This window comes from Microbacterium sp. NPDC059771 (assembly GCF_042732495.1).
Classification (GTDB): domain Bacteria; phylum Actinomycetota; class Actinomycetes; order Actinomycetales; family Microbacteriaceae; genus Microbacterium; species Microbacterium sufflavum.
Window position 1 is genome coordinate 125471 of the sequence record NZ_JBHWHK010000003.1, and the last position, 19284, is coordinate 144754.

Below are 19284 nucleotides of genomic sequence, written 5' to 3' on the forward strand. Positions count from 1 at the left end.
GATGGGACGCTTCTGAGAGGGGCGAAGGGTGGCTCTGCAGTCGGAGCCGCCCTTCGCGCGGGGGAGGAGATGCCTCAGGGGCGTCCGCGAAGGACCGCCTGCTTGACCTCTGCGATCGCCTTCGTGACCTCGATGCCGCGGGGGCACGCCTCGGAGCAGTTGAAGGTCGTGCGGCACCGCCACACACCCTCCTTGTCGTTGAGGATGTCGAGGCGCACGGCGGCGTTGTCGTCGCGCGAGTCGAAGATGAAGCGGTGCGCGTTGACGATGGCCGCCGGGCCGAAGTACTGACCGTCGGTCCAGAACACGGGGCACGAGGAGGTGCACGCGGCGCACAGGATGCACTTGGTGGTGTCGTCGAAGACCTCGCGGTCGGCGATGGTCTGCAGGCGCTCCTTGCCCTTCTCCGGCACGGAGTTCGCGACGAGGAACGGCTGCACCTCGCGGTACGACGCGAAGAACGGCTCCATGTCGACGACGAGGTCCTTCTCCAGCGGCAGGCCCTTGATGGCCTCGACGTAGATGGGCTTCGAGATGTCGAGGTCCTTGATCAGCGTCTTGCAGGCGAGGCGGTTCCGTCCGTTGATGCGCATGGCGTCGGAGCCGCAGATCCCGTGGGCGCAGGAGCGGCGGAACGTGAGCGAACCGTCGACCTCCCACTTGATCTTGTGCAGGGCGTCGAGCACGCGGTCGGTGGAGTAGAGCTCCACGTCGTAGTCGACCCAGTGCGGCTCGGCGTCGACCTCGGGGTCGAACCGGCGGATGTTGAACGTGACGATGAAGGACTGGATGCCGGTGTCTTCGGTCGTCTCCGCGGGGGCTTCGGCGATGGCGTTCGACATGGTCAGTACTTCCTCTCCATCGGCGGGTAGTTCAACTCGCCCTTGTCGTTCTTGGTGAACACGACGGGCTTCCAGTCGAGCTTGATGTGGTCGCTGGGGTCCGACGAGTGCGGGTCGCCCGTCAGGTAGGCCATGGTGTGCTTCATGTAGTTCTCGTCGTCGCGCTTCGGGAAGTCGTCGCGCATGTGACCGCCGCGGCTCTCCTCGCGGTTCTGCGCCGCGTAGACGACGACCTCGGCGATGTCGAGCAGGAAGCCCAGCTCCACGGCCTCGAGCAGGTCGGTGTTGAACCGGTGGCCCTTGTCGTCGACGTGCACGTTCTTGTAGCGCTCGCGCAGCTCGGCGATCACGCCCAGCACGTGCTGCAGCGACTCGTGCGTGCGGAACACCTGCGCGCCCTTGTCCATCTCGTCCTGCAGCGTTTTGCGCAGCACGGCGATGCGCTCGGTGCCCTGGTTGTTGCGCAGGTCCTCGAGCATGCCGGAGACGAACGCGGCGGGGTTCTCGGGGAGTGGAACGAACTCGGCGGTCTTGACGTACTCCACGGCGTTGCGGCCGCTTCGCTTGCCGAAGACGTTGATGTCGAGCAGCGAGTTGGTGCCAAGGCGGTTGGCGCCGTGCACCGAGACGCACGCGCACTCGCCGGCGGCGTACAGGCCGGGCACCACGGTGTCGTTGTCGGCCAGCACCTCGCCGTTGTTGTTGGTGGGGATGCCGCCCATGGCGTAGTGCGCGGTCGGCATCACGGGGACGGGCTCCACGACCGGGTCGACGCCCAGGTACGTGCGCGCGAACTCGGTGATGTCGGGGAGCTTGGTCTCGAGCACCTCGGCACCCAGGTGCGTGCAGTCGAGCAGCACGTAGTCCTTGTGCGGTCCGGCGCCGCGGCCCTCCGCGACCTCCTGCACCATGCAGCGCGCGACGATGTCACGCGGCGCGAGGTCCTTGATGGTGGGGGCGTAGCGCTCCATGAACCGTTCGCCTGAGGCGTTGCGGAGGATCGCGCCCTCACCGCGCGCGCCCTCGGTGAGGAGGATGCCGAGTCCGGCGAGTCCGGTCGGGTGGAACTGGAAGAACTCGAGGTCCTCCAGCGGGAGACCCTTGCGCCAGACGATGCCGACGCCGTCGCCCGTGAGAGTGTGCGCGTTCGACGTGGTCTTGAAGATCTTCCCGAAGCCGCCGGTCGCGAAGATGACGGCCTTGGACTGGAAGACGTGCAGCTCACCCGTGGCGAGGTCGTAGGCGACGACGCCGGCGATCTGGGTCTTGCCCGCCTCGTCCTTCACGGTGATGAGGTCGAGCACATAGAACTCGTTGAAGAAGTTGATGCCGAGCTTGACGCAGTTCTGGAACAGCGTCTGCAGGATCATGTGACCGGTGCGGTCGGCGGCGTAGCAGGCGCGGCGGACCGGGGTCTTGCCGTGCTCGGCCGTGTGACCGCCGAAGCGACGCTGGTCGATCTTGCCCTCGGGCGTGCGGTTGAAGGGAAGGCCCATGTTCTCGAGGTCGATGACCGCGTCGATGGCTTCCTTCGCGAGGATCTCCGCCGCGTCCTGGTCGACGAGGTAGTCGCCGCCCTTGACCGTGTCGAAGGTGTGCCACTCCCAGGAGTCCTCCTCGACGTTCGCGAGCGCCGCCGCCATGCCGCCCTGCGCGGCACCGGTGTGCGAGCGCGTCGGGTACAGCTTCGAGATCACGGCCGTCTTCGCGCCGGGGCCCGCCTCGATGGCCGCCCGCATCCCGGCGCCGCCGGCGCCCACGATGACGATGTCGAACTGGTGGTAGTGCACGCCGTCACGGACGACGGAATCCTGGGTCTGGGTAGTCACTTCTCGTATGCCTCTTCTTCTAGCCCTGCGCCTGGCAGGTCTCCCACAGCGTGCTGGACTCGGTCACACCCAGGCAGGGGTCGAACGTGAAGACGACCAGCGTGCCGAGGATGATGAGCAGGCCGGCGGCCAGCCCGAGTGCCCACACGAGTGCCTTGCGGGCGGTGGCGTTGGTCACGTAGTCGTTCACGATCGTGCGCATGCCGTTGGCGCCGTGGATGAGCGCGAGCCACAGCATCAGCACGTCCCACCACTGCCAGAACGGCGTGGCGAACTTGCCGGCGATGAACGCGAAGTCGAGGGCGTGGATGCCCTCGCCGAGCATGAGGTTGACGAAGAGGTGGCCGAAGATCAGCACGACGAGCACGACGCCCGACACGCGCATGAAGACCCAGCCCCACTTCTCCAGGTTCACCCCGCGCTGACGGCGGGCGGGGGCGACGGCGGTCTGAGCGCTCATCAGTGTCCTCCTCCGAAGCCGGCGAATGCGAGCATCAGGTGGCGGGGCACGAAGCCGGCCATGATGATGCCCCAGACGAGCAGAACGCCCCAGAAGAGCTGGCGCTGGTACTTGGCGCCCTTCGACCAGAAGTCCACGGCGATGATGCGCAGACCGTTCATGGCGTGGAACACGATGCCGGCCACGAGCACGACCTCGCCGAGCGCCATGACCGGGTTCTTGTACGTGCCGATGACCGCGTCGTACGCCTCCGGCGACACCCTGATGAGCGCCGTGTCGAGCACGTGCACCAACAGGAAGAAGAAGATGGCGACTCCGGTGATGCGGTGAAGCACCCACGACCACATGCCTTCGCGACCCCGGTAGAGGGTGCCGCGGGGGGTCTTGGACGTGGTTTCCGAAATCGACGGTGTCAAGCGAGCGCTTGTGGACACGGTCGTCCTCCCTGGATCGATGGGACTCGGTCGCGTGCGCCGTCTCGACCCCTCGAAGTGCTGGGGAGGGGCAGGCACGCCCGATCGCCCTCCATCCTATTCCTGTGAGAAGGCCGTGGGCGACGAAGGGGACCCTAACCAGCGTGCGCCGCCCGGATCCGGTCGGGACCGCGTCGCCGCGGAGCGGCTCACGGGGACCGAGCGGGCCGGCTGGGTACGCTGGCCGGGTGAGCGAACCCATCGAGGACTTCTACGCGGTGATCCCGGCCGGAGGCATCGGCAGCAGGCTGTGGCCGCTCTCCCGGGCGGATGCGCCGAAGTTCCTGCACGACCTGACCGGCTCCGGCCACTCGCTGCTGCGCGACACGTGGGACCGCCTCGAGCCTCTCGCCGGACCCGATCGGATCGCGGTGGTCACGGGACGGGCGCACCGGGCGGCGGTGGAGGCCGAGCTGCCCGGCATCGCCGATCTGAACGTGTTCCTGGAGTCGGAGCCGCGCGAGTCCGCCGCGGCGATCGGACTGGCCGCCGCCGTGCTGCACCGGCGCGACCCCGATGTGATCATCGGCTCGTTCAGCGCCGATCACGTCATCCGCGGCACGCGCGTGTTCGAGTTCGCGGTGCGAGACGCGGTCGAGGTCGCTCGCGAGGGGTACATCTGCACGATCGGCATCGCCCCCACGGAGCCCGCGGTCGGCTTCGGATACATCAAGAAGGGCTCCGAGCTCGTCGTCGAGCGTGCCCGTGAGGCCGCGCTCGTCGAGAGCTTCGTGGAGAAGCCCGACCTGGAGACGGCCAAGGCGTACCTCGCCGACCGGGGCTACCTGTGGAACGCGGGCATGTTCATCGCCAAGGCGAGCGTCCTGCTCGACGAGCTCGCCGCGAACGAGCCGGAGCTGCACGCCGGGCTGCTCGAACTGGCCGAGGCGTGGGACGATCGCGAGCGACGGGGCCCGGTCGTCGACCGCATCTGGCCGCGCCTCAAGAAGACGGCGATCGACTATGCGGTCGCCGAGCCCGCCGCGCGTCGTGGTCGCCTCGCCGTCGTCCCCGGGCACTTCGACTGGGACGATGTCGGCGACTTCGCGTCGCTCACCAAGCTCATCACCAACGGCAGGAAGAACGACCTCGCCGTTCTCGGGCCGCGGGCGCGGGTGCTCACGGATGCCGCCAGCGGCATCCTCGTCAGCCAGACCTCCCGCGTCATCAGCCTCGTCGGCGTCAAGGACATCGTCGTGGTCGACACCCCCGACGCGCTTCTCGTCACGACGGTGGAGAACGCGCAGCGCGTGAAGGGCGTCGTGGAGTCGCTGAAGCTGAACGGACAGGGCGACGTGCTCTGATGAGCAGTGATCGGTGCTCATCGGGTGGGTTGATTTCAGCTTTGTAACCTTTCGCCAGCGCCAGGGGCGACGTGCGTGCACGAAGGCTGAAACACTAGGTAACTTTGATCGATCCGCGATGGTCGCGGTTCCGTTGAGGGAGGCATGAGTTGACCATCTCCACCACCAAGAAGCTTCTCGGCGCGACCGTCGCCGCGGGCGTCATCTTCGCGCTCGCCGGTTGCGGCCAGGCACCGACCGACGAGGCCGGGGGATCGGACAAGCCGGCCGACTCCGACTTCCTGCCCTGCCTGATCTCCGACGCGGGCGGCTGGAACGACAAGTCGTTCAACCAGTCGGCCAAGGAGGGCATGGACAGCGCCGCCGAGGAGCTCGACATCAAGCCGCTCGAGTTCGAGTCGGCGAACGACAACGACTACGCGCCGAACCTCGAGACCGCGGTGTCCGAGGGCTGCTCGCTCATCGTCTCGGTTGGCTTCAAGCTGTCGGCCGCCACGGTCGAGTCGGCGCTCGCGAACCCCGAGATCGACTACGCGATCATCGATGACTGGGCCGACAACGACTTCGACGGCGAGGTCGACGCGCCCAACATCAAGCCCCTCGTGTTCGACACGGCTCAGGCCGCCTACCTCGGCGGCTACGCGGCCGCGGCGTGGTCGGCGCAGAGCGGTGTGAACAAGGTCGGCACCTTCGGCGGCATGCAGATCCCGTCGGTCGCCGTGTTCATGGACGGCTACCAGCTCGGTGTCGAGAAGTACAACGAGGACAAGTCGGCTTCGGTCCAGGTCTTCGGATGGGATGCGGCGACGCAGGAGGGCTCCTTCACGGGTGGCTTCGACGCGAACGACACCGCCAAGCAGACCGCTCAGGGCGTGCTCGACCAGGGCGTCGACGTGATCCTCCCGGTCGGTGGCCCCGTCTACCAGAGCGCCGCGGCGGCCATCACCGACAGCGGCAAGGACACCCTGATGCTCGGCGTGGACAGCGACCTCGCGGTTGCCGACCCGAGTGTTGCGGGCATGACGCTCGTGTCGATCATGAAGGCCATCGACGTGGCTGTGCACGACGCGACGATCGCGGCCGCCAAGGGCGACTTCGACCCGGAACCCTACGTCGGGACGCTCGAGAACGAGGGCGTCAAGCTGTCCGGCTTCGGCGACTTCGAGTCCCAGCTGCCCGAGGGCCTGATGGACGAGCTGAAGACGCTGCAGGAGCAGATCATCTCCGGCGACATCACGGTGGAGTCGAAGAACTCGCCGTGATCTGAAACGGTCCGACACGGGGCGAGTGGTGAGCAGGCTGCCACTCGCCCCGTGCCGTGGACGGACGACGATTCTCCTGAATGACACTTCTGGATAAGGTGCAGATATGAAGCTCGAACTTCGCGGCATCACCAAGCGATTCGGCAGCCTCGTGGCCAACGACCACATCGATCTGGTGGTCGAACCGGGGCAGATCCATGCCCTCCTCGGGGAGAACGGCGCGGGAAAGTCCACCCTCATGAACGTCCTCTACGGCCTGTACCAGGCCGATGAGGGAGAGATCCTCCTCGACGACGAGGTGCAGCACTTCCGCGGCCCGGGTGACGCGATGGCTGCGGGGATCGGCATGGTGCACCAGCACTTCATGCTCGTACCGGTGTTCACGGTCGCCGAGAACGTGATGCTCGGCCACGAGCAGACCAAGGCGCTCGGCACCCTCGACATCGCGAAGGCCCGCCAGCACGTGCGGGAGGTCGCCGCGCGCTTCGGCTTCGACATCGACCCCGACGCGATCGTGGGCGACCTGCCCGTCGGCGTGCAGCAGCGGGTCGAGATCATCAAGGCGCTCTCGCGCGACGCGAAGGTGCTCGTGTTCGACGAGCCCACCGCGGTGCTGACCCCCCAGGAGACCGATGAGCTCATGGGCATCATGCGGCAGCTGCGCGACGAGGGCACCGCGATCGTGTTCATCACCCACAAGCTCCGCGAGGTGCGGGAGGTCGCCGACACCATCACGATCGTCCGTCTCGGCCGGATCGTGGGGGAGGCGTCGCCGACTGCGTCGAACGCGGAGCTCGCCTCGCTCATGGTCGGCCGCGCGGTCGAGCTGACGGTGCACAAGGAGGCGCCGCGACTGGGCGAGGGCGGCCTGGCGGTGTCCGGACTGCGGGTGCTCACCCCGGGCGGCGCGATCGTCGTGGACGGCGTCGACTTCACCGTGCGACCGGGCGAGGTGCTCGCGATCGCCGGCGTGCAGGGCAACGGCCAGACCGAGCTCGTGGAGGCCATCGTCGGTCTCGCGGCGCGCGTCGAGGGCAGCATCGTGCTCGACGGCAAGGAGCTGGTCGGCAAGAGCGTGCGCGCCATCCTCGACGCGGGAGTCGGGTTCGTCCCGGAGGACCGCACGGAGGACGGCCTGGTCGGCGGGTTCTCGGTCGCCGAGAACCTGGTGCTCGACCGCTCGGACGACCCGGCGTTCAGCCGCGCCGGCACCCTCAAGCGCGCCGTGCTCGAGGAGTTCGCGCGCGAGCGCATCAAGGAGTACGACATCCGCGCGCAGGGGCCCCACACCCCGGCGGGCACGCTGTCGGGTGGAAACCAGCAGAAGGTGGTCATCGCCCGGGAGATGAGCCGCGACCTGCGCCTGCTCGTGGCGGCGCAGCCCACTCGCGGCGTCGACGTCGGCTCGATCGAGTTCATCCACAAGCGGATCATCGAGACGCGCGACGCCGGGATCCCCGTCGTCGTGGTCTCCACGGAGCTGGACGAGGTCGCAGCTCTCGCGGACCGGATCGCGGTCATGTACCGCGGCACGATCGTCGGCATCGTCCCGGGTGACACGCCCCGGGAGACACTCGGACTCATGATGGCCGGTGCGGCCGAAGGAGAGGTGGCCGCGTGAGCGGAGCGACACCAGGCGCAGGGGACGCGACCAAGGGGCTCCCACCCGAACAGCTCGCCACGAGCACCGGCACCGTGCCGCGCGACCCCTCCGACGTCCCGCCGCCTCCCCGCGCGAACGTCGTCCTGAAGGAGATCCTGCGGGGGAGCGCCGTCACCACGATCCTGGCGATCGTGCTCGCGCTCATCGTGGGCGGCATCCTCATCGCCTTCACGAACGAAGACGTGCAGGAGGCGTCCGGGTACTTCTTCGCCCGTCCGACCGACACGTTGGCGGCGGCCTGGAACGCCGTCTACAACGGCTACGAGGCGCTCTTCCGCGGCGCGATCTTCAACGCCCGCGGAGCCGACTTCGCCGCGCAGATCCGTCCGCTGACGAACACGCTCGGTTTCGCCGCGCCGCTCATCGCGGCCGGTCTCGGCGTGGCGCTCGCGTTTCGCGTCGGTCTGTTCAACATCGGTGCGCGCGGCCAGATGCTCATCGGTGTCGCGGTCGCGGCGCTGCTGACCTTCTCCCTCGACCTGCCGCTGTGGCTGCACCTGCCCGTCACGCTCCTCGCCGGCATCGCGGGCGGGGCGCTGTGGGGTGCGATCGCCGGTCTCATCAAGGCCCGCACGGGTGCGCACGAGGTGATCCTCACGATCATGCTCAACTACATCGCGTACTACCTGCTGCTGTGGATGATCCGGACGCCCGGCCTGCTGCAGAAGCCGGGCACGAACCAGGCGCTCGGCTCGCCGACACCCGAGTCGGCGCAGTTCCCGACGCTGCTCGGCCCGCAGTTCCCGCTGCTGGACGTGGGCTTCGTGATCGTGATCATCGCGACGCTGTTCGTCTGGTGGCTCCTCGAGCGCTCCTCCCTCGGCCTGCGCATGCGCGCCGTGGGCGAGAACCCGCACGCCGCCCGCGCCGCCGGCATCAGCGTGCAGCGCATCTACGTCTACGCGATGCTCTTCGCGGGAGGCCTCGCCGGACTCGCGGGCATGAACCAGCTGCAGGGCGCCGTGACCACCGGCGTCACCGAGACCATCGACGCGGGCATCGGCTTCGACGCGATCACCGTCGCCCTCCTCGGCCGCAGCCGCGCGTGGGGCACGTTCGCCGCCGGCATCCTGTTCGGCGCGCTCAAGGCCGGATCGTTCTCGATGCAGGCGCAGGACATCCCGGTCGACATCGTGCTGGTCGTGCAGTCGCTCGTGGTGCTGTTCATCGCCGCGCCGCCGCTGCTGCGCACCGTGTTCTTCCTGCCCAAGTCCGACGCGGAGAAGGCCGCCAAGGCGAGAGCCAAGGCCGCGAAGAAGGCGGTGACGGCATGATGTCGCTCGCACAGACCGAGGCCGCAGACGGCACCGTCCAGCTCGCGACCGTGAAGGAGCGCCACCTCAAGGCGCCCATCGTGCTCGCCGTGCTGACCGTGCTGCTCGCGCTGCTGTTCCTCGCGGTACCCCGTAGCGGCACCAGCACCTTCCGGCTCTCCGACCAGTCGTCGGCGTTCGCACTGCCCGACGTGGCCCTGCCCACCTCGTCGACCTTCTGGTTCGTGTTCGCCGTGCTGGTCGTGATCACGGTCGCCTCGTTCCTGCGGGCATGGGTGTATCGTCCGACCTCGCTCTGGCTGGTCGCTGCCTACGGTGTGTTCGCGGTGTTCGGGTTCCTGGTGTGGGCGTCCGCGGGCGGCCTCGTCCCCGTCACGAGCCTGCTGTTCGGCGCGGTGTCGCTGTCGGTCCCGCTGGTGTTCGGTGCCCTCGGCGGCGTGATCGGCGAGCGCGCCGGTGTGGTCAACGTCGCCATCGAGGGGCAGCTGCTGCTCGGCGCGTTCTCGGCCGCCCTGCTGTCGAGCATCACCGGCAACCCGTTCGTGGGTCTGATCGGCGCGATGGTCGGCGGCGTGCTGGTCGCCAGCGTCCTCGCCGCGTTCGCGATCAAGTACCTCGTCGAGCAGGTCATCGTCGGTGTCGTGCTGAACGTGCTCGTCACCGGTCTCACCGGGTTCCTGTACGGCGCGCTCCTGGCACCCAACGAGGCCGAGCTGAACACGCCGGTGCGGTTCACGCGGATCGAGATCCCGCTGCTCAGCGACATCCCGATCATCGGTCCCGTGCTGTTCAACCAGACGTTCATCGGCTACCTGATGTTCCTCACGGTCGCCGTCGTCGCGTGGGGGCTGTACCGCACCCGCTGGGGGCTGCGGCTCCGCGCCGTCGGTGAGCACCCGCAGGCCGCCGACACGGTGGGCATCAAGGTCAACCCGACGCGGTTCTGGAACGTGCTGCTGGCCGGTGCGATCGCGGGCATGGGCGGTGCGTACTTCACGCTCGTCTCGGTGCCGCAGTTCGGCAAGGACATGACGGCGGGACTCGGCTTCATCGCCCTCGCCGCGGTGATCTTCGGCCGCTGGGACCCGATCAGGGCGACGCTGGCGGCACTGCTGTTCGGCTTCGCGACGAACCTGCAGAACCTGCTGTCGATCCTGAAGACGCCGATCCCCGGCGAGTTCATGCTGATGCTGCCGTACGTGGTGACGCTGCTCGCGGTCGCCGGGTTCGCCGGGCAGATCAAGGCACCTGCCGCCGACGGCAAGCCGTACATCAAGTCGTAGGACGCAGGAAGAAGGAACGACCGTCATGACCGACATCGACTGGGACGAGCTGCGCCAGGTCGCCGCCGACGCGATGACGAAGGCGTACGCGCCGTACTCGCGCTACCGCGTGGGAGCGGCCGCCCTCGTCAGCGACGGACGCATCGTCGCGGGCTGCAACGTGGAGAACGCCTCGTACGGCGTCACGCTGTGTGCGGAGTGCGCACTCGTCGGCGACCTGCACATGTCGGGCGGTGGGCAGCTCGTGGCGTTCGTGTGCGTCAACAACGACGGCGACACGATCATGCCGTGCGGCCGGTGCCGCCAGCTGCTGTACGAACACGCCGTGCCCGGCATGCTGCTGGAGACCGTCTCCGGCATCCGCACCATCGACGAGGTGCTGCCCGATGCGTTCGGGCCGCGCGACCTGGAGGACGCACGATGACCGTTGAGCCGTTCGACGCCGTGGATGTGATCCGCGCCAAGCGCGACGGCGGGGCGGTGCCGGAGCCGGCGCTGCGCTGGATGGTCGACGCGTACACGCGCGGCTATGTCTCCGACGCGCAGATGGCCTCCTTCGCGATGGCGGTGTTCCAGCGGGGCATGGAGCGCGACGAGATCCGCGTGCTGACCGACGCCATGATCGCCTCGGGCGAGCGGATGAGCTTCGCGACCCTCGGCAAGCCCACGGTCGACAAGCACTCCACGGGTGGTGTCGGCGACAAGATCACCCTGCCGCTCGCACCGCTGGTGGCCTCGTTCGGCGTGGCCGTTCCGCAGCTCAGCGGACGCGGCCTCGGTCACACCGGGGGCACGCTCGACAAGCTCGAGGCGATCCCCGGCTGGCGCGCCGCGCTCAGCAACGAGGAGATGTTCGCCCAGATGCAGGGCGACGTGGGGGCGGTGATCTGCGCCGCGGGTTCCGGCCTCGCCCCCGCCGACAAGAAGCTGTACGCGCTGCGCGACGTGACGGGGACGGTCGAGGCGATCCCGCTGATCGCGTCGAGCATCATGTCGAAGAAGATCGCCGAGGGCACCGACGCGCTCGTGCTCGACGTGAAGTTCGGCTCCGGCGCCTTCATGCAGGACATCGACCGCGCGCGGGAGCTCGCACGCACGATGGTCGCACTGGGCACCGACTCCGGCGTCGCCACGACCGCGCTGCTCACGGACATGAACGTGCCGCTGGGCCGCGCGATCGGCAACGCCAACGAGGTGCGCGAGTCCGTCGAGATCCTGGCGGGCGGAGGCCCGGCCGACGTGCGGGCACTGACCGTCGCCCTCGCCAGGGAGATGCTCGCCCTCGCCGGGCAGCCCGACGCCGACGTGGAGGCCGCTCTCGACGACGGCCGCGCGATGGACAGCTGGAAGGCCATGATCCGCGCGCAGGACGGCGACCCCGACGCCGCGCTCCCGGTCGCGAGGGAGACGCACGTCGTGACCGCCGCGTCCGACGGTGTCGTGACGCGCATGGACGCGCTGCCCTTCGGGATCGCCGCGTGGCGCCTCGGTGCCGGGCGGGCCAGGGCCGAGGATCCGGTCATCCACGAGGCCGGCATCGACCTGCACGCCAAGCCGGGCGACCGCGTGACCGCCGGGCAGCCGCTGTTCACCCTGTCCGCGGCCGACGAGGCACGGTTCCCCCGCGCGATCGAGGCGCTGGAGGGGGCGTGGGAGCTCGGCGACCGGGCCCCGGAGGCCGGGCCGATCGTCCGCGAGCGCATCACGGCCTGAGGCCGCGGACGGTAGCCTGAAACCGAAGTCCCGCGACCGAGAGGATCCCCATGTCGATCGATGCGAACGGCGATGCCAGCCTGAACGGCGTCTCCCTGCGGAGCCTGCCCAAGGTGTCGTTGCACGACCACCTCGACGGGGCCGTGCGGCCGGCGACGATCATCGAACTCGCGGACGCCATCGGGCTCGACGTGCCGGAGAACGACCCGCGCGCGCTGGGCACCTGGTTCGCGAAGCAGAGCGACTCCGGCTCGCTGGTCGAATACCTGAAGACGTTCGACCTCACGACGGCCGTCATGCAGACGCGCGAGGGACTCACCCGGGTCGCGCGCGAGTTCGTGCAGGATCTCGCGGCCGACGGCGTGATCTACGGAGAGGTGCGCTGGGCGCCCGAGCAGCACCAGGCCGCGGGGCTCACGCTGGAACAGGCCGTGGAGGCCGTGCAGCAGGGCATCGAGGAGGGCGAGGACGCCGCCGACCGCAACGGTCGCAGCATCCGCATCGGCCAGCTGATCACCGCCATGCGGCACACCGACCGCGCCAGGGAGATCGCGGAGCTCGCGGTCGACTTCCGCGGCCGCGGTGCCGTGGGCTTCGACATCGCCGGGCCGGAGGACGGCTTCCCGCCGTCGAACCACCGCGCCGCGTTCGACTTCCTCGCCGAGAACTTCTTCCCCGTGACCGTTCACGCGGGAGAGGCCGCCGGACTCGCATCGATCCGTTCGGCGCTGCTCGACGGGCGCGCGCTGCGGCTGGGCCATGGTGTGCGCATCGCGGAGGACCTGGAGGTCGTCACGCAGGAGGGCGACGAGGTGCAGGTGCGCTTCGGCGAGCTCGCCCGCTGGGTGCGCGACCGCGAGATCCCGCTCGAGCTGTCGCCGTCGTCGAACCTGCAGACCGGGGCCGTCGCGGCCTGGGGCAACGTGCTGGCCGACCACCCGTTCGACCTGCTCTACCAGCTGGGCTTCGCCGTCACCGTGAACGTGGACAACCGCACCATGAGCGCGACCTCGCTCACGCGGGAGCTGGCGCTGCTGGTGGAGACGTTCGACTACGACCTCGACGACCTCGAGACCTTCCAGTTCAACGCCGCGGCCGCCGCGTTCCTCCCCGTCGAGGAACGCGAGGAGCTCGTGGAGATGATCGCCGAGGGATTCGACGCCTGACCGTGGCTTCCGGGGGGAAGCGACGGGGGCGCGTCGCACTGATCATCTCGCTCGCCGCTGTGCTGCTGGTCGGGGGTGGCGCGGCGGCATACCTGCTGCTGAACCGGGGGGCGGCCGAGGCGGCACCGGCGCGGACGGAGTCGCCGCGCCCCGAGCCGTCGCCGTCGCCGACGCCGCTGACCGCGGTCGAGCAACTGCTGGCCGACGCCGACAACCCGCTGGCGTGTGCCGTGAGCTTCGCCGGCGAGGGCGCCCCGGCGGATCCGCAGCTGCAGTGGCAGAACGGCCTGTACGTCGCGCTGCCGATCCCGGCCGTGGCGGGGAAGGTCTTCGCCGGGTGGTACCCCACGGCGGCCGACGCGGCGGCGTTCGCTCCCGCGACCCGGGTCAACGGCGCCGACCCCGTGGTGTGCGACGACCAGCGGATCGAGCTTTTCGCAGCATGGAAGACCCCGGAGGAGAACGCGGCGGAGGGCACGCGCGTGCCGATCCTCATGTATCACCAGTTCACGTCGAACCCGGAGGGGGAGACAGGCTGGCTGCGCGGGAACTACGCCTACATCGGCGACTTCGACGCGCAAATGAACCACATCGCCACCACGGGCTTCTACCTGCCGACGTGGGACGAGCTCAGCGCGTTCATCGACGGCCGGCTGTTCCTGCCCTCGCGCTCGGTCATCATCACGGACGACGACGCCGACCAGAGCTGGTTCGACCTCGCCGTGCCCGTGATCGACAAGTACCGCCTGCTGTCGACCTCGTTCATGATCACGGCCTACCGGACCGATCCGCCCCCGTCGATCTACGTGCTGCGGCGCTCGCACACCAACGACATGCACCAGGCGGGGGAGAACGGCAAGGGGCGGATGGTGAACTGGACGGCCGATCAGATCGCCGCCGACCTCAACGCCTCGGGTGACGTGCTGGGCGTCCGCGAGGTCATCGCCTACCCCTTCGGACACTACAACGACACGGCGAAGCAGGGCGTGGCGCAGGCCGGCTTCGAGATGGCGCGGACGATCGAGCCCGGGTACGTGCAGATCGGTACGGACAAGCTCGCGCTTCCCGTGGTGCGCATCGACTACGGCATGGGGCTCGACGCCCTGGTGTCGCGGATCGGCTGACGCGTGGCCGCGGTCGTCATCGTCGGTCCCGCCGCCTGGAACAGGATCGTCGTGCTCGACCGGCTGCCGGAGCCGGAACCGCACATGCAGTTCGCCGAGGACAGCTGGGAGACGGTCGGCGGCACGAGTGCGGGCAAGGCGCTGAGCCTGACCGGGCTCGGGCGCGCGGTGGCGCTGCACGCGATCGCGGGGTCGGACGACGACGGCCGGCGGGTGCGCGAAGCCCTGGCCGCGGCCGGAGTGCCCGTGCACTGGTCGGACGGCGTGACGGAGCGCCACCTGAACCTCATGACGAGGGCGGGGGAGCGCGTGTCGCTGTACCTGGCGACGCCGGAGGCGGGCGACGGGCGCGACGATGCGGCCCTGGCGGCAGAGCTGGCGGTGGCGGACGCGGTCGTGCTCGACCTGGCCGCTGAACCGTTGCGCCTGCTCCCGCTGGCACGGCGGAGCGGCACGCCGCTCTGGGTGGACGTGCACGACTACGACGGCACGGCCGCGTTCCACCGGCCGTTCCTCGCCGCCGCGCATGCCGTGTTCTGCAACGCCGACCGCCTGGACTCTCCGGTGGAGTTCCTGCGGGCCACGGTCGACGCGGGCGCCCAGCTCGCGGTGTGCACGCTCGGCGCGGACGGCGCGGTGGCGATCGATGCGGACGGGACCGAGGTGCGCGTGCGCGCGGTGCCCACCACGGTCGTCGACACCAACGGCGCAGGCGACGCGTTCCTCGCCGGCGTGCTGGACGCCCGACTGGGCGGAGCCGGGCTCGCCGCCGCGCTGGAGGCCGGGGCGCGGACGGCGTCGCTCGTGCTCGGCACCCGGCACCTGCACCCGCTGCTCGACCCCGTCCTCGGCTGAGAGGTGCCGGTCAGCGGGGGACCGACAGCAGGAACCCGCCCACGATGTCGGTGAGCTGCGCGCGCATCTCCTCCTCGGACAGGGTCGGCTCGCCGTCGCCCGCCTGTGGCCCGTAATCGCCGAACGAGGCATGAGAGGCGCCGTCGATCTCGACGAGTTCGGCGTCGGCGGGGAGCATCGGCCGCGCATCGGCGATCTTCTCCGGAGTGGACAGGCCGTCCTCGCTCCCGGCCACGCTGAGCACCGGGAGCTCGGAATCGGACAGGTCGTTCGCGCAGTACGACGCGAACAGCACCAGGGCATCGGCTGCGGTGGCGAGCTGGCAGGCGCGGACGCCGCCCAGGGAGTGGCCGCCGACGGCCCAGGACTCGACATCGGGCGCCGCGGACGTGAAGTCGTCCAGGCCGCGGGGGTCGAAGAACGCGAGGTTCAACCACGGCCGGGTGATCACGACCGTGATGCCCTCCTCGGCGAGGCCCTGGAGCGGGGCCGCATAGGCCCACGGATCGACCTTGGCGCCCGGGATGAACACCAGGCCCCGTTCCGAGTCGCCGTCGGCGGGTTCCAGCACGATGCCTTCGTCGGCGTCGGTCACGGTGATCGCCGAATTGGCACGGACCTCGGCGAGCGGACCCGGTTCGGCCGGCATGACCCCGATCTGGGTGTAGGCGAGCACACCGCCGATCGCGAGGACCAGCACGATGGCCAGAGCCCACAGGACACGTCTCAGGATGCGGCGGCGGGGCTTCTTCTGCACGGAGGCAACGCTACTCCCGTCGGCGGGAGACGGAGGGGTGCGTGGCCAGGTACTCCTCGAACGCCTCCGCCGAGGTGCGCGTGGGCGTGAAGCCGAAATCCTCGATGAGTCGGCGGTTGGACAGCACGGGCCGCCAGCGCAGGAACGGCACCTTCTCCGGCCCGTGCTCGGTGAGCCGGAGCATCCGTCCCAGGCGGAGCGCCGCGTCCAGTGCCCACGCCGGGACCACGAGCTGTCGCTTGCCGAGCCGCGCGGCGATCTGCGGCACCGTGAGACGCCCGTCTCCGGCAACGTTGAACACCCCGGCCGGTCCGTCCGTCGCCGCCCGCACCATCGCGGTCGCAACGTCGTCGACCCAGACGAACACGAAGGGGGAGTCGGAGCCCGCGATGCGCAGGATGCGCCGCCCGTCCCAGAGCGCGGTGATCTGATTCCGCACGGTCGGACCGAGGATCGTCCCGATGCGGAACACGACCTGCTCGAGTCCGGGGTGCTCGCTCCGGCAGTCGGACAGCATCTCCTCGACCAGCCGTTTGTGGCGCGCGTACGGGAACGCGTCGTTGCCGCGCAGAGGCGTGCTCTCGTCGATCCAGGCGGGAGCGTCGGGGTGGTAGCCGTACGCGGCGCCCGAGCTCGACACGACGATCCGGCGGACGCCGGTCTCGACGCACGCGGCGAGCACATTCGCGGAGCCGATCACATCGACCCGGTACTCCCGGTCGACGTCGCGACCCGGGTTCACGATCGCGGCGAGGTGCACCACGGTGTCGATCCGGTGGGCGCGCAGCAGGGGCGCGACGGCTGCGGCATCGGTCACGTCGAGCAGCGCGTTCACGACGCCGTCCCGCGCGGGGGCATCCCGCACATCCGCGGCCACGACCAGCTCCACGTCGTCACGGCGCGCGAGGGCGCTCGCGACGTGCGTGCCGAGGAAACCCGCACCGCCCGTGATCAGCACCCGCCGCATCAGGCCGCCTCGATGCTCATGCGACCACTCGCATCGCCGTCGGGGCTTCCGGTCCGCCGTCGGGTGTGCCGCGCCCACAGTCCGGCGAGCACGAGTCCGGCGATGATGTCCCAGATGCCCCACCAGCCCGCCACGATGGCCATGCCGCCCAGCCCGTCGAAGAACAGGAAGACCAGGCCCAGGCCGAGCCCGGCGTTGCGGATGCCCACCTCGAAGGTCATGGCCTTGCGCTCGCGGGTGCCCAGTCCGCCGACCACGGCCGTGCCGTAACCGAGGGCCAGCGCGACCGCATCGTGCACGGCGACCACCAGGAGGATGATGCCGAGCACCTGCACGAACACCGTCCAGTTGCCGATCAGGGCGGCCACGATGAAGCCCAGCAGTGCGAGCAGGCTGAACCACTTCACGAAGGGCTGCACGCGCGCGCTCACCCCCGGCAGCTTCGCCCGCAGCAGCAGCCCGAGGGCGAACGGGAGACCGACGATCAGCAGGATCTCGAGCAGCATGCGCCACGGGTCGAGCGAGATGTCGCGCAGCAGCGTGCGTGCGGTCGGGTGCAGCGACCCCCAGAACGTGATGCTCAGCGGCATCGCGACGATGTAGACCAGGTTGCCGACCGCCGTGAGCGACACGGACAGCGCGACGTTGCCGCCCGCGCGATGCGTGAGCACCTGCGAGATGTTGCCGGGCGGACAGCACGCGACCAGCAGCATCCCCAACGCCATCGACGGCGGGACGGGCAGCACCAGCGTGAGCAGGAACGTCGCGACGGGGAGCAGCAGGAGCTGGGCGAGGATCGCGATCGCGAACGGCTTCGGGTGCTTCGCCACGACGCGGAAGTCCTGCGGTGACGTGTCCAGCGCGATGCCGAACATGATCAGGCCGAGCACCACGTTGAGGATCGTGAGCGTGCCGGGGGTGAAGGAGAGCACCACGTCGTCGACGTTCACGCCCCGGCCTCCAGCGACTGCCGCTCCTGCCGGACCGCGCGGCGATAGGCGTCCTTGTTCACGTAGTAGGCCATCCGGTCGAGGCCGAGGTAGTGGTAGCCGCCGGTCACGTCCGGCCACGGGGCCCCGGTCACCCGCTCGCGGAATCGCGCGCCGAGCTCGGGAGCCGTCTCCACCGCGTGCAGGTAGGAGGCGAGGAGCTCGGCCTGCTCGTAGCGCCCCTGCCACCCGATCCCCGACGCCTCGATCATGCCCATCACGAACAGCCCGTTGAAGGAGGAGGGGAACACGTTCAGGAACAGCCTCGGGGCCGCCCCGCGCCAATGCAGGTGCTCCGGATCGACGAACGGGTAGTCGAGGCGGTAGCCGGTGGCGAGCAGGACCAGGTCGTAGTCGTCCGCGCTCCCGTCGCGGAAGTGCACCGTGGAGCCGTCGAAGCGGTCGATGTCGGGTCGGATGCGCAGGTCGCCCTGGCCGAGGTGGTTCAGGACGAGCGTGTTCACGATCGGGTGCGACTCGTACAGCCGGTAGTCGGGCCGGGGGAAGCCGAACCGTACCGGATCGCCCGTGAACGCCCGCAGCACCCGGGTGTCGATCGCCTGCTTGAGCCGGGCGGGCAGCGGTCGGCCCTGGTTGAGCGTGTCGCTGGGACGCCCGAACAGGTAGCGCGGCACGAAGTAGTAGCCGCGGCGCACGCTCATGTCGACCGACGCCGCATGGTGCACGGCGTCGACGGCGATGTCGCACCCCGAGTTGCCCGCGCCGATCAGCAGAACGCGCTTCCCCGCGAGCTGCTGCGGCGACCGGTACGCGCTGGTGTGCTGCAGCTCGCCCGTGAACGCACCGCGGAACGAGGGGACGTTCGGCGTGGCGAGCGTGCCGTTCGCGAGCACCACGCCCGCGTACCACCGGGTGTGCTCGCCGTCCGGTCCCGTGGCGGTGAGGTCCCAGCCGCCGTCGCGGGGTTCGAGCCTGGTCACGGCCGTGTCGAAGCGGAACAGCCCTGTGAGGCCGAAGTGCTCGGCGTAGTCGGTGAAGTACCCCTTGAGCACGCGGTGCCCCGGGTAGTCCGCGGTGGTCCGCATCGGGAACTCCGCGAACTCGGTCGTGGTGCGCGAGGAGATCAGGTGCGCGGACTCGTACATGGTGCTGCGCGGGTTGTCGATGTCCCACAGGCCGCCGACGCCGTGCGACGCCTCGTACCCGTCCACGGCGATGCCGCGCTTCTGCAGCGCTCTGGCTGCTGCCAGGCCCGATGGCCCCGCGCCGATCACGGCGTATCTGTTCATCCCGCTCCCCGCACGTCGCTGTGCTCGAAAAAACGCCCCCGCGCACCGATCGTAGCGGTGCGCGGGGGCGCGT

Annotated in this window: 18 protein-coding genes; 10 read left to right on the forward strand and 8 right to left on the reverse strand. The window is 69.6% G+C overall.

Features of this window, described 5'->3' with window-relative positions:
- Nucleotides 1-74: 74 nt before the first annotated feature.
- Genes ACFV3I_RS17920 through sdhC form a run of 4 tightly spaced genes read right to left on the reverse strand, consistent with a single transcriptional unit; the run spans nucleotide 75 to nucleotide 3565 of the window.
- Nucleotides 75-842 carry a succinate dehydrogenase iron-sulfur subunit gene (locus ACFV3I_RS17920; protein ID WP_136030386.1) on the reverse strand — a complete coding sequence of 256 codons (768 nt, stop codon included), beginning with the start codon at nucleotides 840-842 and terminating at the stop codon, nucleotides 75-77.
- Nucleotides 843-844: 2 nt separating this feature from the next.
- Nucleotides 845-2671, reverse strand: a complete 1827-nt coding sequence (gene sdhA / locus ACFV3I_RS17925; RefSeq protein WP_136030384.1) for a succinate dehydrogenase flavoprotein subunit — start codon at nucleotides 2669-2671, stop codon at nucleotides 845-847.
- Between the two features lie 19 nt (nucleotides 2672-2690).
- Nucleotides 2691-3131: a succinate dehydrogenase hydrophobic membrane anchor subunit gene (locus ACFV3I_RS17930; RefSeq protein WP_136030382.1), complete on the reverse strand. Its 441-nt coding sequence runs from the start codon at nucleotides 3129-3131 to the stop codon at nucleotides 2691-2693.
- Nucleotides 3131-3565 (reverse strand): succinate dehydrogenase, cytochrome b556 subunit, encoded by a 435-nt coding sequence (gene sdhC, locus ACFV3I_RS17935; protein ID WP_136030381.1) that lies wholly within the window; start codon nucleotides 3563-3565, stop codon nucleotides 3131-3133. The genes ACFV3I_RS17930 and sdhC overlap by 1 nt, the downstream gene beginning before the upstream one ends.
- 227 nt (nucleotides 3566-3792) lie before the next feature.
- Here sdhC and ACFV3I_RS17940 point away from each other — a divergent pair, with 227 nt between their 5' ends.
- The 10 genes from ACFV3I_RS17940 (at nucleotide 3793) to ACFV3I_RS17985 (ending at nucleotide 15248) form a co-directional block, all read left to right on the forward strand.
- Nucleotides 3793-4908, forward strand: a complete 1116-nt coding sequence (locus ACFV3I_RS17940; protein WP_136030378.1) for a mannose-1-phosphate guanylyltransferase — start codon at nucleotides 3793-3795, stop codon at nucleotides 4906-4908.
- 149 nt (nucleotides 4909-5057) lie between these two features.
- Complete coding sequence (locus tag ACFV3I_RS17945; protein WP_136030376.1) at nucleotides 5058-6170, forward strand: BMP family protein; 1113 nt, start codon at nucleotides 5058-5060, stop codon at nucleotides 6168-6170.
- Nucleotides 6171-6276: 106 nt separating this feature from the next.
- Nucleotides 6277-7791 (forward strand): ABC transporter ATP-binding protein, encoded by a 1515-nt coding sequence (locus ACFV3I_RS17950; protein WP_136036308.1) that lies wholly within the window; start codon nucleotides 6277-6279, stop codon nucleotides 7789-7791.
- Nucleotides 7788-9107, forward strand: a complete 1320-nt coding sequence (locus ACFV3I_RS17955) for an ABC transporter permease (protein WP_136030370.1) — start codon at nucleotides 7788-7790, stop codon at nucleotides 9105-9107. Before ACFV3I_RS17950 ends, ACFV3I_RS17955 begins: the two co-directional genes overlap by 4 nt.
- Entirely contained in the window at nucleotides 9104-10390 is a 1287-nt protein-coding gene (locus ACFV3I_RS17960; RefSeq protein WP_136036306.1) for an ABC transporter permease, read from the forward strand. Before ACFV3I_RS17955 ends, ACFV3I_RS17960 begins: the two co-directional genes overlap by 4 nt.
- A 25-nt stretch (nucleotides 10391-10415) precedes the next feature.
- Complete coding sequence (locus ACFV3I_RS17965; protein WP_136030366.1) at nucleotides 10416-10814, forward strand: cytidine deaminase; 399 nt, start codon at nucleotides 10416-10418, stop codon at nucleotides 10812-10814.
- Nucleotides 10811-12103: a thymidine phosphorylase gene (locus ACFV3I_RS17970; protein ID WP_136044444.1), complete on the forward strand. Its 1293-nt coding sequence runs from the start codon at nucleotides 10811-10813 to the stop codon at nucleotides 12101-12103. The genes ACFV3I_RS17965 and ACFV3I_RS17970 overlap by 4 nt, the downstream gene beginning before the upstream one ends.
- 50 nt (nucleotides 12104-12153) lie before the next feature.
- On the forward strand, nucleotides 12154-13269 hold the full coding sequence (locus ACFV3I_RS17975; RefSeq protein WP_136030362.1) for an adenosine deaminase: 1116 nt from the start codon (nucleotides 12154-12156) through the stop codon (nucleotides 13267-13269).
- A gap of 2 nt (nucleotides 13270-13271) precedes the next feature.
- Complete coding sequence (locus ACFV3I_RS17980) at nucleotides 13272-14393, forward strand: polysaccharide deacetylase family protein (protein WP_378823881.1); 1122 nt, start codon at nucleotides 13272-13274, stop codon at nucleotides 14391-14393.
- A 3-nt stretch (nucleotides 14394-14396) separates the two neighbouring features.
- Nucleotides 14397-15248, forward strand: a complete 852-nt coding sequence (locus ACFV3I_RS17985; RefSeq protein WP_206253118.1) for a PfkB family carbohydrate kinase — start codon at nucleotides 14397-14399, stop codon at nucleotides 15246-15248.
- Nucleotides 15249-15258: 10 nt separating this feature from the next.
- Here the strand turns inward: ACFV3I_RS17985 and ACFV3I_RS17990 are convergent, their stop codons facing one another.
- The 4 genes from ACFV3I_RS17990 to ACFV3I_RS18005 are packed head-to-tail and all read right to left on the reverse strand — an operon-like array spanning nucleotide 15259 to nucleotide 19211.
- The gene (locus ACFV3I_RS17990) at nucleotides 15259-16005 is read right to left on the reverse strand and encodes an alpha/beta hydrolase (protein ID WP_378823884.1); all 747 of its coding nucleotides are present in this window, start codon (nucleotides 16003-16005) and stop codon (nucleotides 15259-15261) included.
- A 10-nt stretch (nucleotides 16006-16015) separates the two neighbouring features.
- Nucleotides 16016-16972, reverse strand: coding sequence for an SDR family oxidoreductase (locus ACFV3I_RS17995; RefSeq protein ID WP_206253122.1), 957 nt, complete (start codon nucleotides 16970-16972; stop codon nucleotides 16016-16018).
- Nucleotides 16972-17922: a bile acid:sodium symporter family protein gene (locus ACFV3I_RS18000; RefSeq protein ID WP_136030355.1), complete on the reverse strand. Its 951-nt coding sequence runs from the start codon at nucleotides 17920-17922 to the stop codon at nucleotides 16972-16974. Before ACFV3I_RS18000 ends, ACFV3I_RS17995 begins: the two co-directional genes overlap by 1 nt.
- A complete protein-coding gene (locus tag ACFV3I_RS18005) occupies nucleotides 17919-19211 on the reverse strand; it encodes a flavin-containing monooxygenase (protein WP_378823886.1) in 1293 nt (430 codons plus the stop codon). The genes ACFV3I_RS18000 and ACFV3I_RS18005 overlap by 4 nt, the downstream gene beginning before the upstream one ends.
- Nucleotides 19212-19284 lie beyond the last annotated feature (73 nt).

Excerpts from the sequence above, each read along its gene's own strand:
- ACFV3I_RS17960 (WP_136036306.1), top strand. The coding sequence starts at position 9,104 with ATGATGTCGCTCGCACAGACCGAGGCCGCAGACGGCACCGTCCAGCTC.
- ACFV3I_RS17950 (WP_136036308.1), top strand. The coding sequence starts at position 6,277 with ATGAAGCTCGAACTTCGCGGCATCACCAAGCGATTCGGCAGCCTCGTG.
- ACFV3I_RS18005 (WP_378823886.1), bottom strand. The coding sequence starts at position 19,211 with ATGAACAGATACGCCGTGATCGGCGCGGGGCCATCGGGCCTGGCAGCA.
- ACFV3I_RS17920 (WP_136030386.1), bottom strand. The coding sequence starts at position 842 with ATGTCGAACGCCATCGCCGAAGCCCCCGCGGAGACGACCGAAGACACC.
- ACFV3I_RS17970 (WP_136044444.1), top strand. The coding sequence starts at position 10,811 with ATGACCGTTGAGCCGTTCGACGCCGTGGATGTGATCCGCGCCAAGCGC.
- ACFV3I_RS17995 (WP_206253122.1), bottom strand. The coding sequence starts at position 16,972 with ATGCGGCGGGTGCTGATCACGGGCGGTGCGGGTTTCCTCGGCACGCAC.
- ACFV3I_RS17930 (WP_136030382.1), bottom strand. The coding sequence starts at position 3,131 with ATGAGCGCTCAGACCGCCGTCGCCCCCGCCCGCCGTCAGCGCGGGGTG.
- ACFV3I_RS17965 (WP_136030366.1), top strand. The coding sequence starts at position 10,416 with ATGACCGACATCGACTGGGACGAGCTGCGCCAGGTCGCCGCCGACGCG.
- ACFV3I_RS17975 (WP_136030362.1), top strand. The coding sequence starts at position 12,154 with ATGTCGATCGATGCGAACGGCGATGCCAGCCTGAACGGCGTCTCCCTG.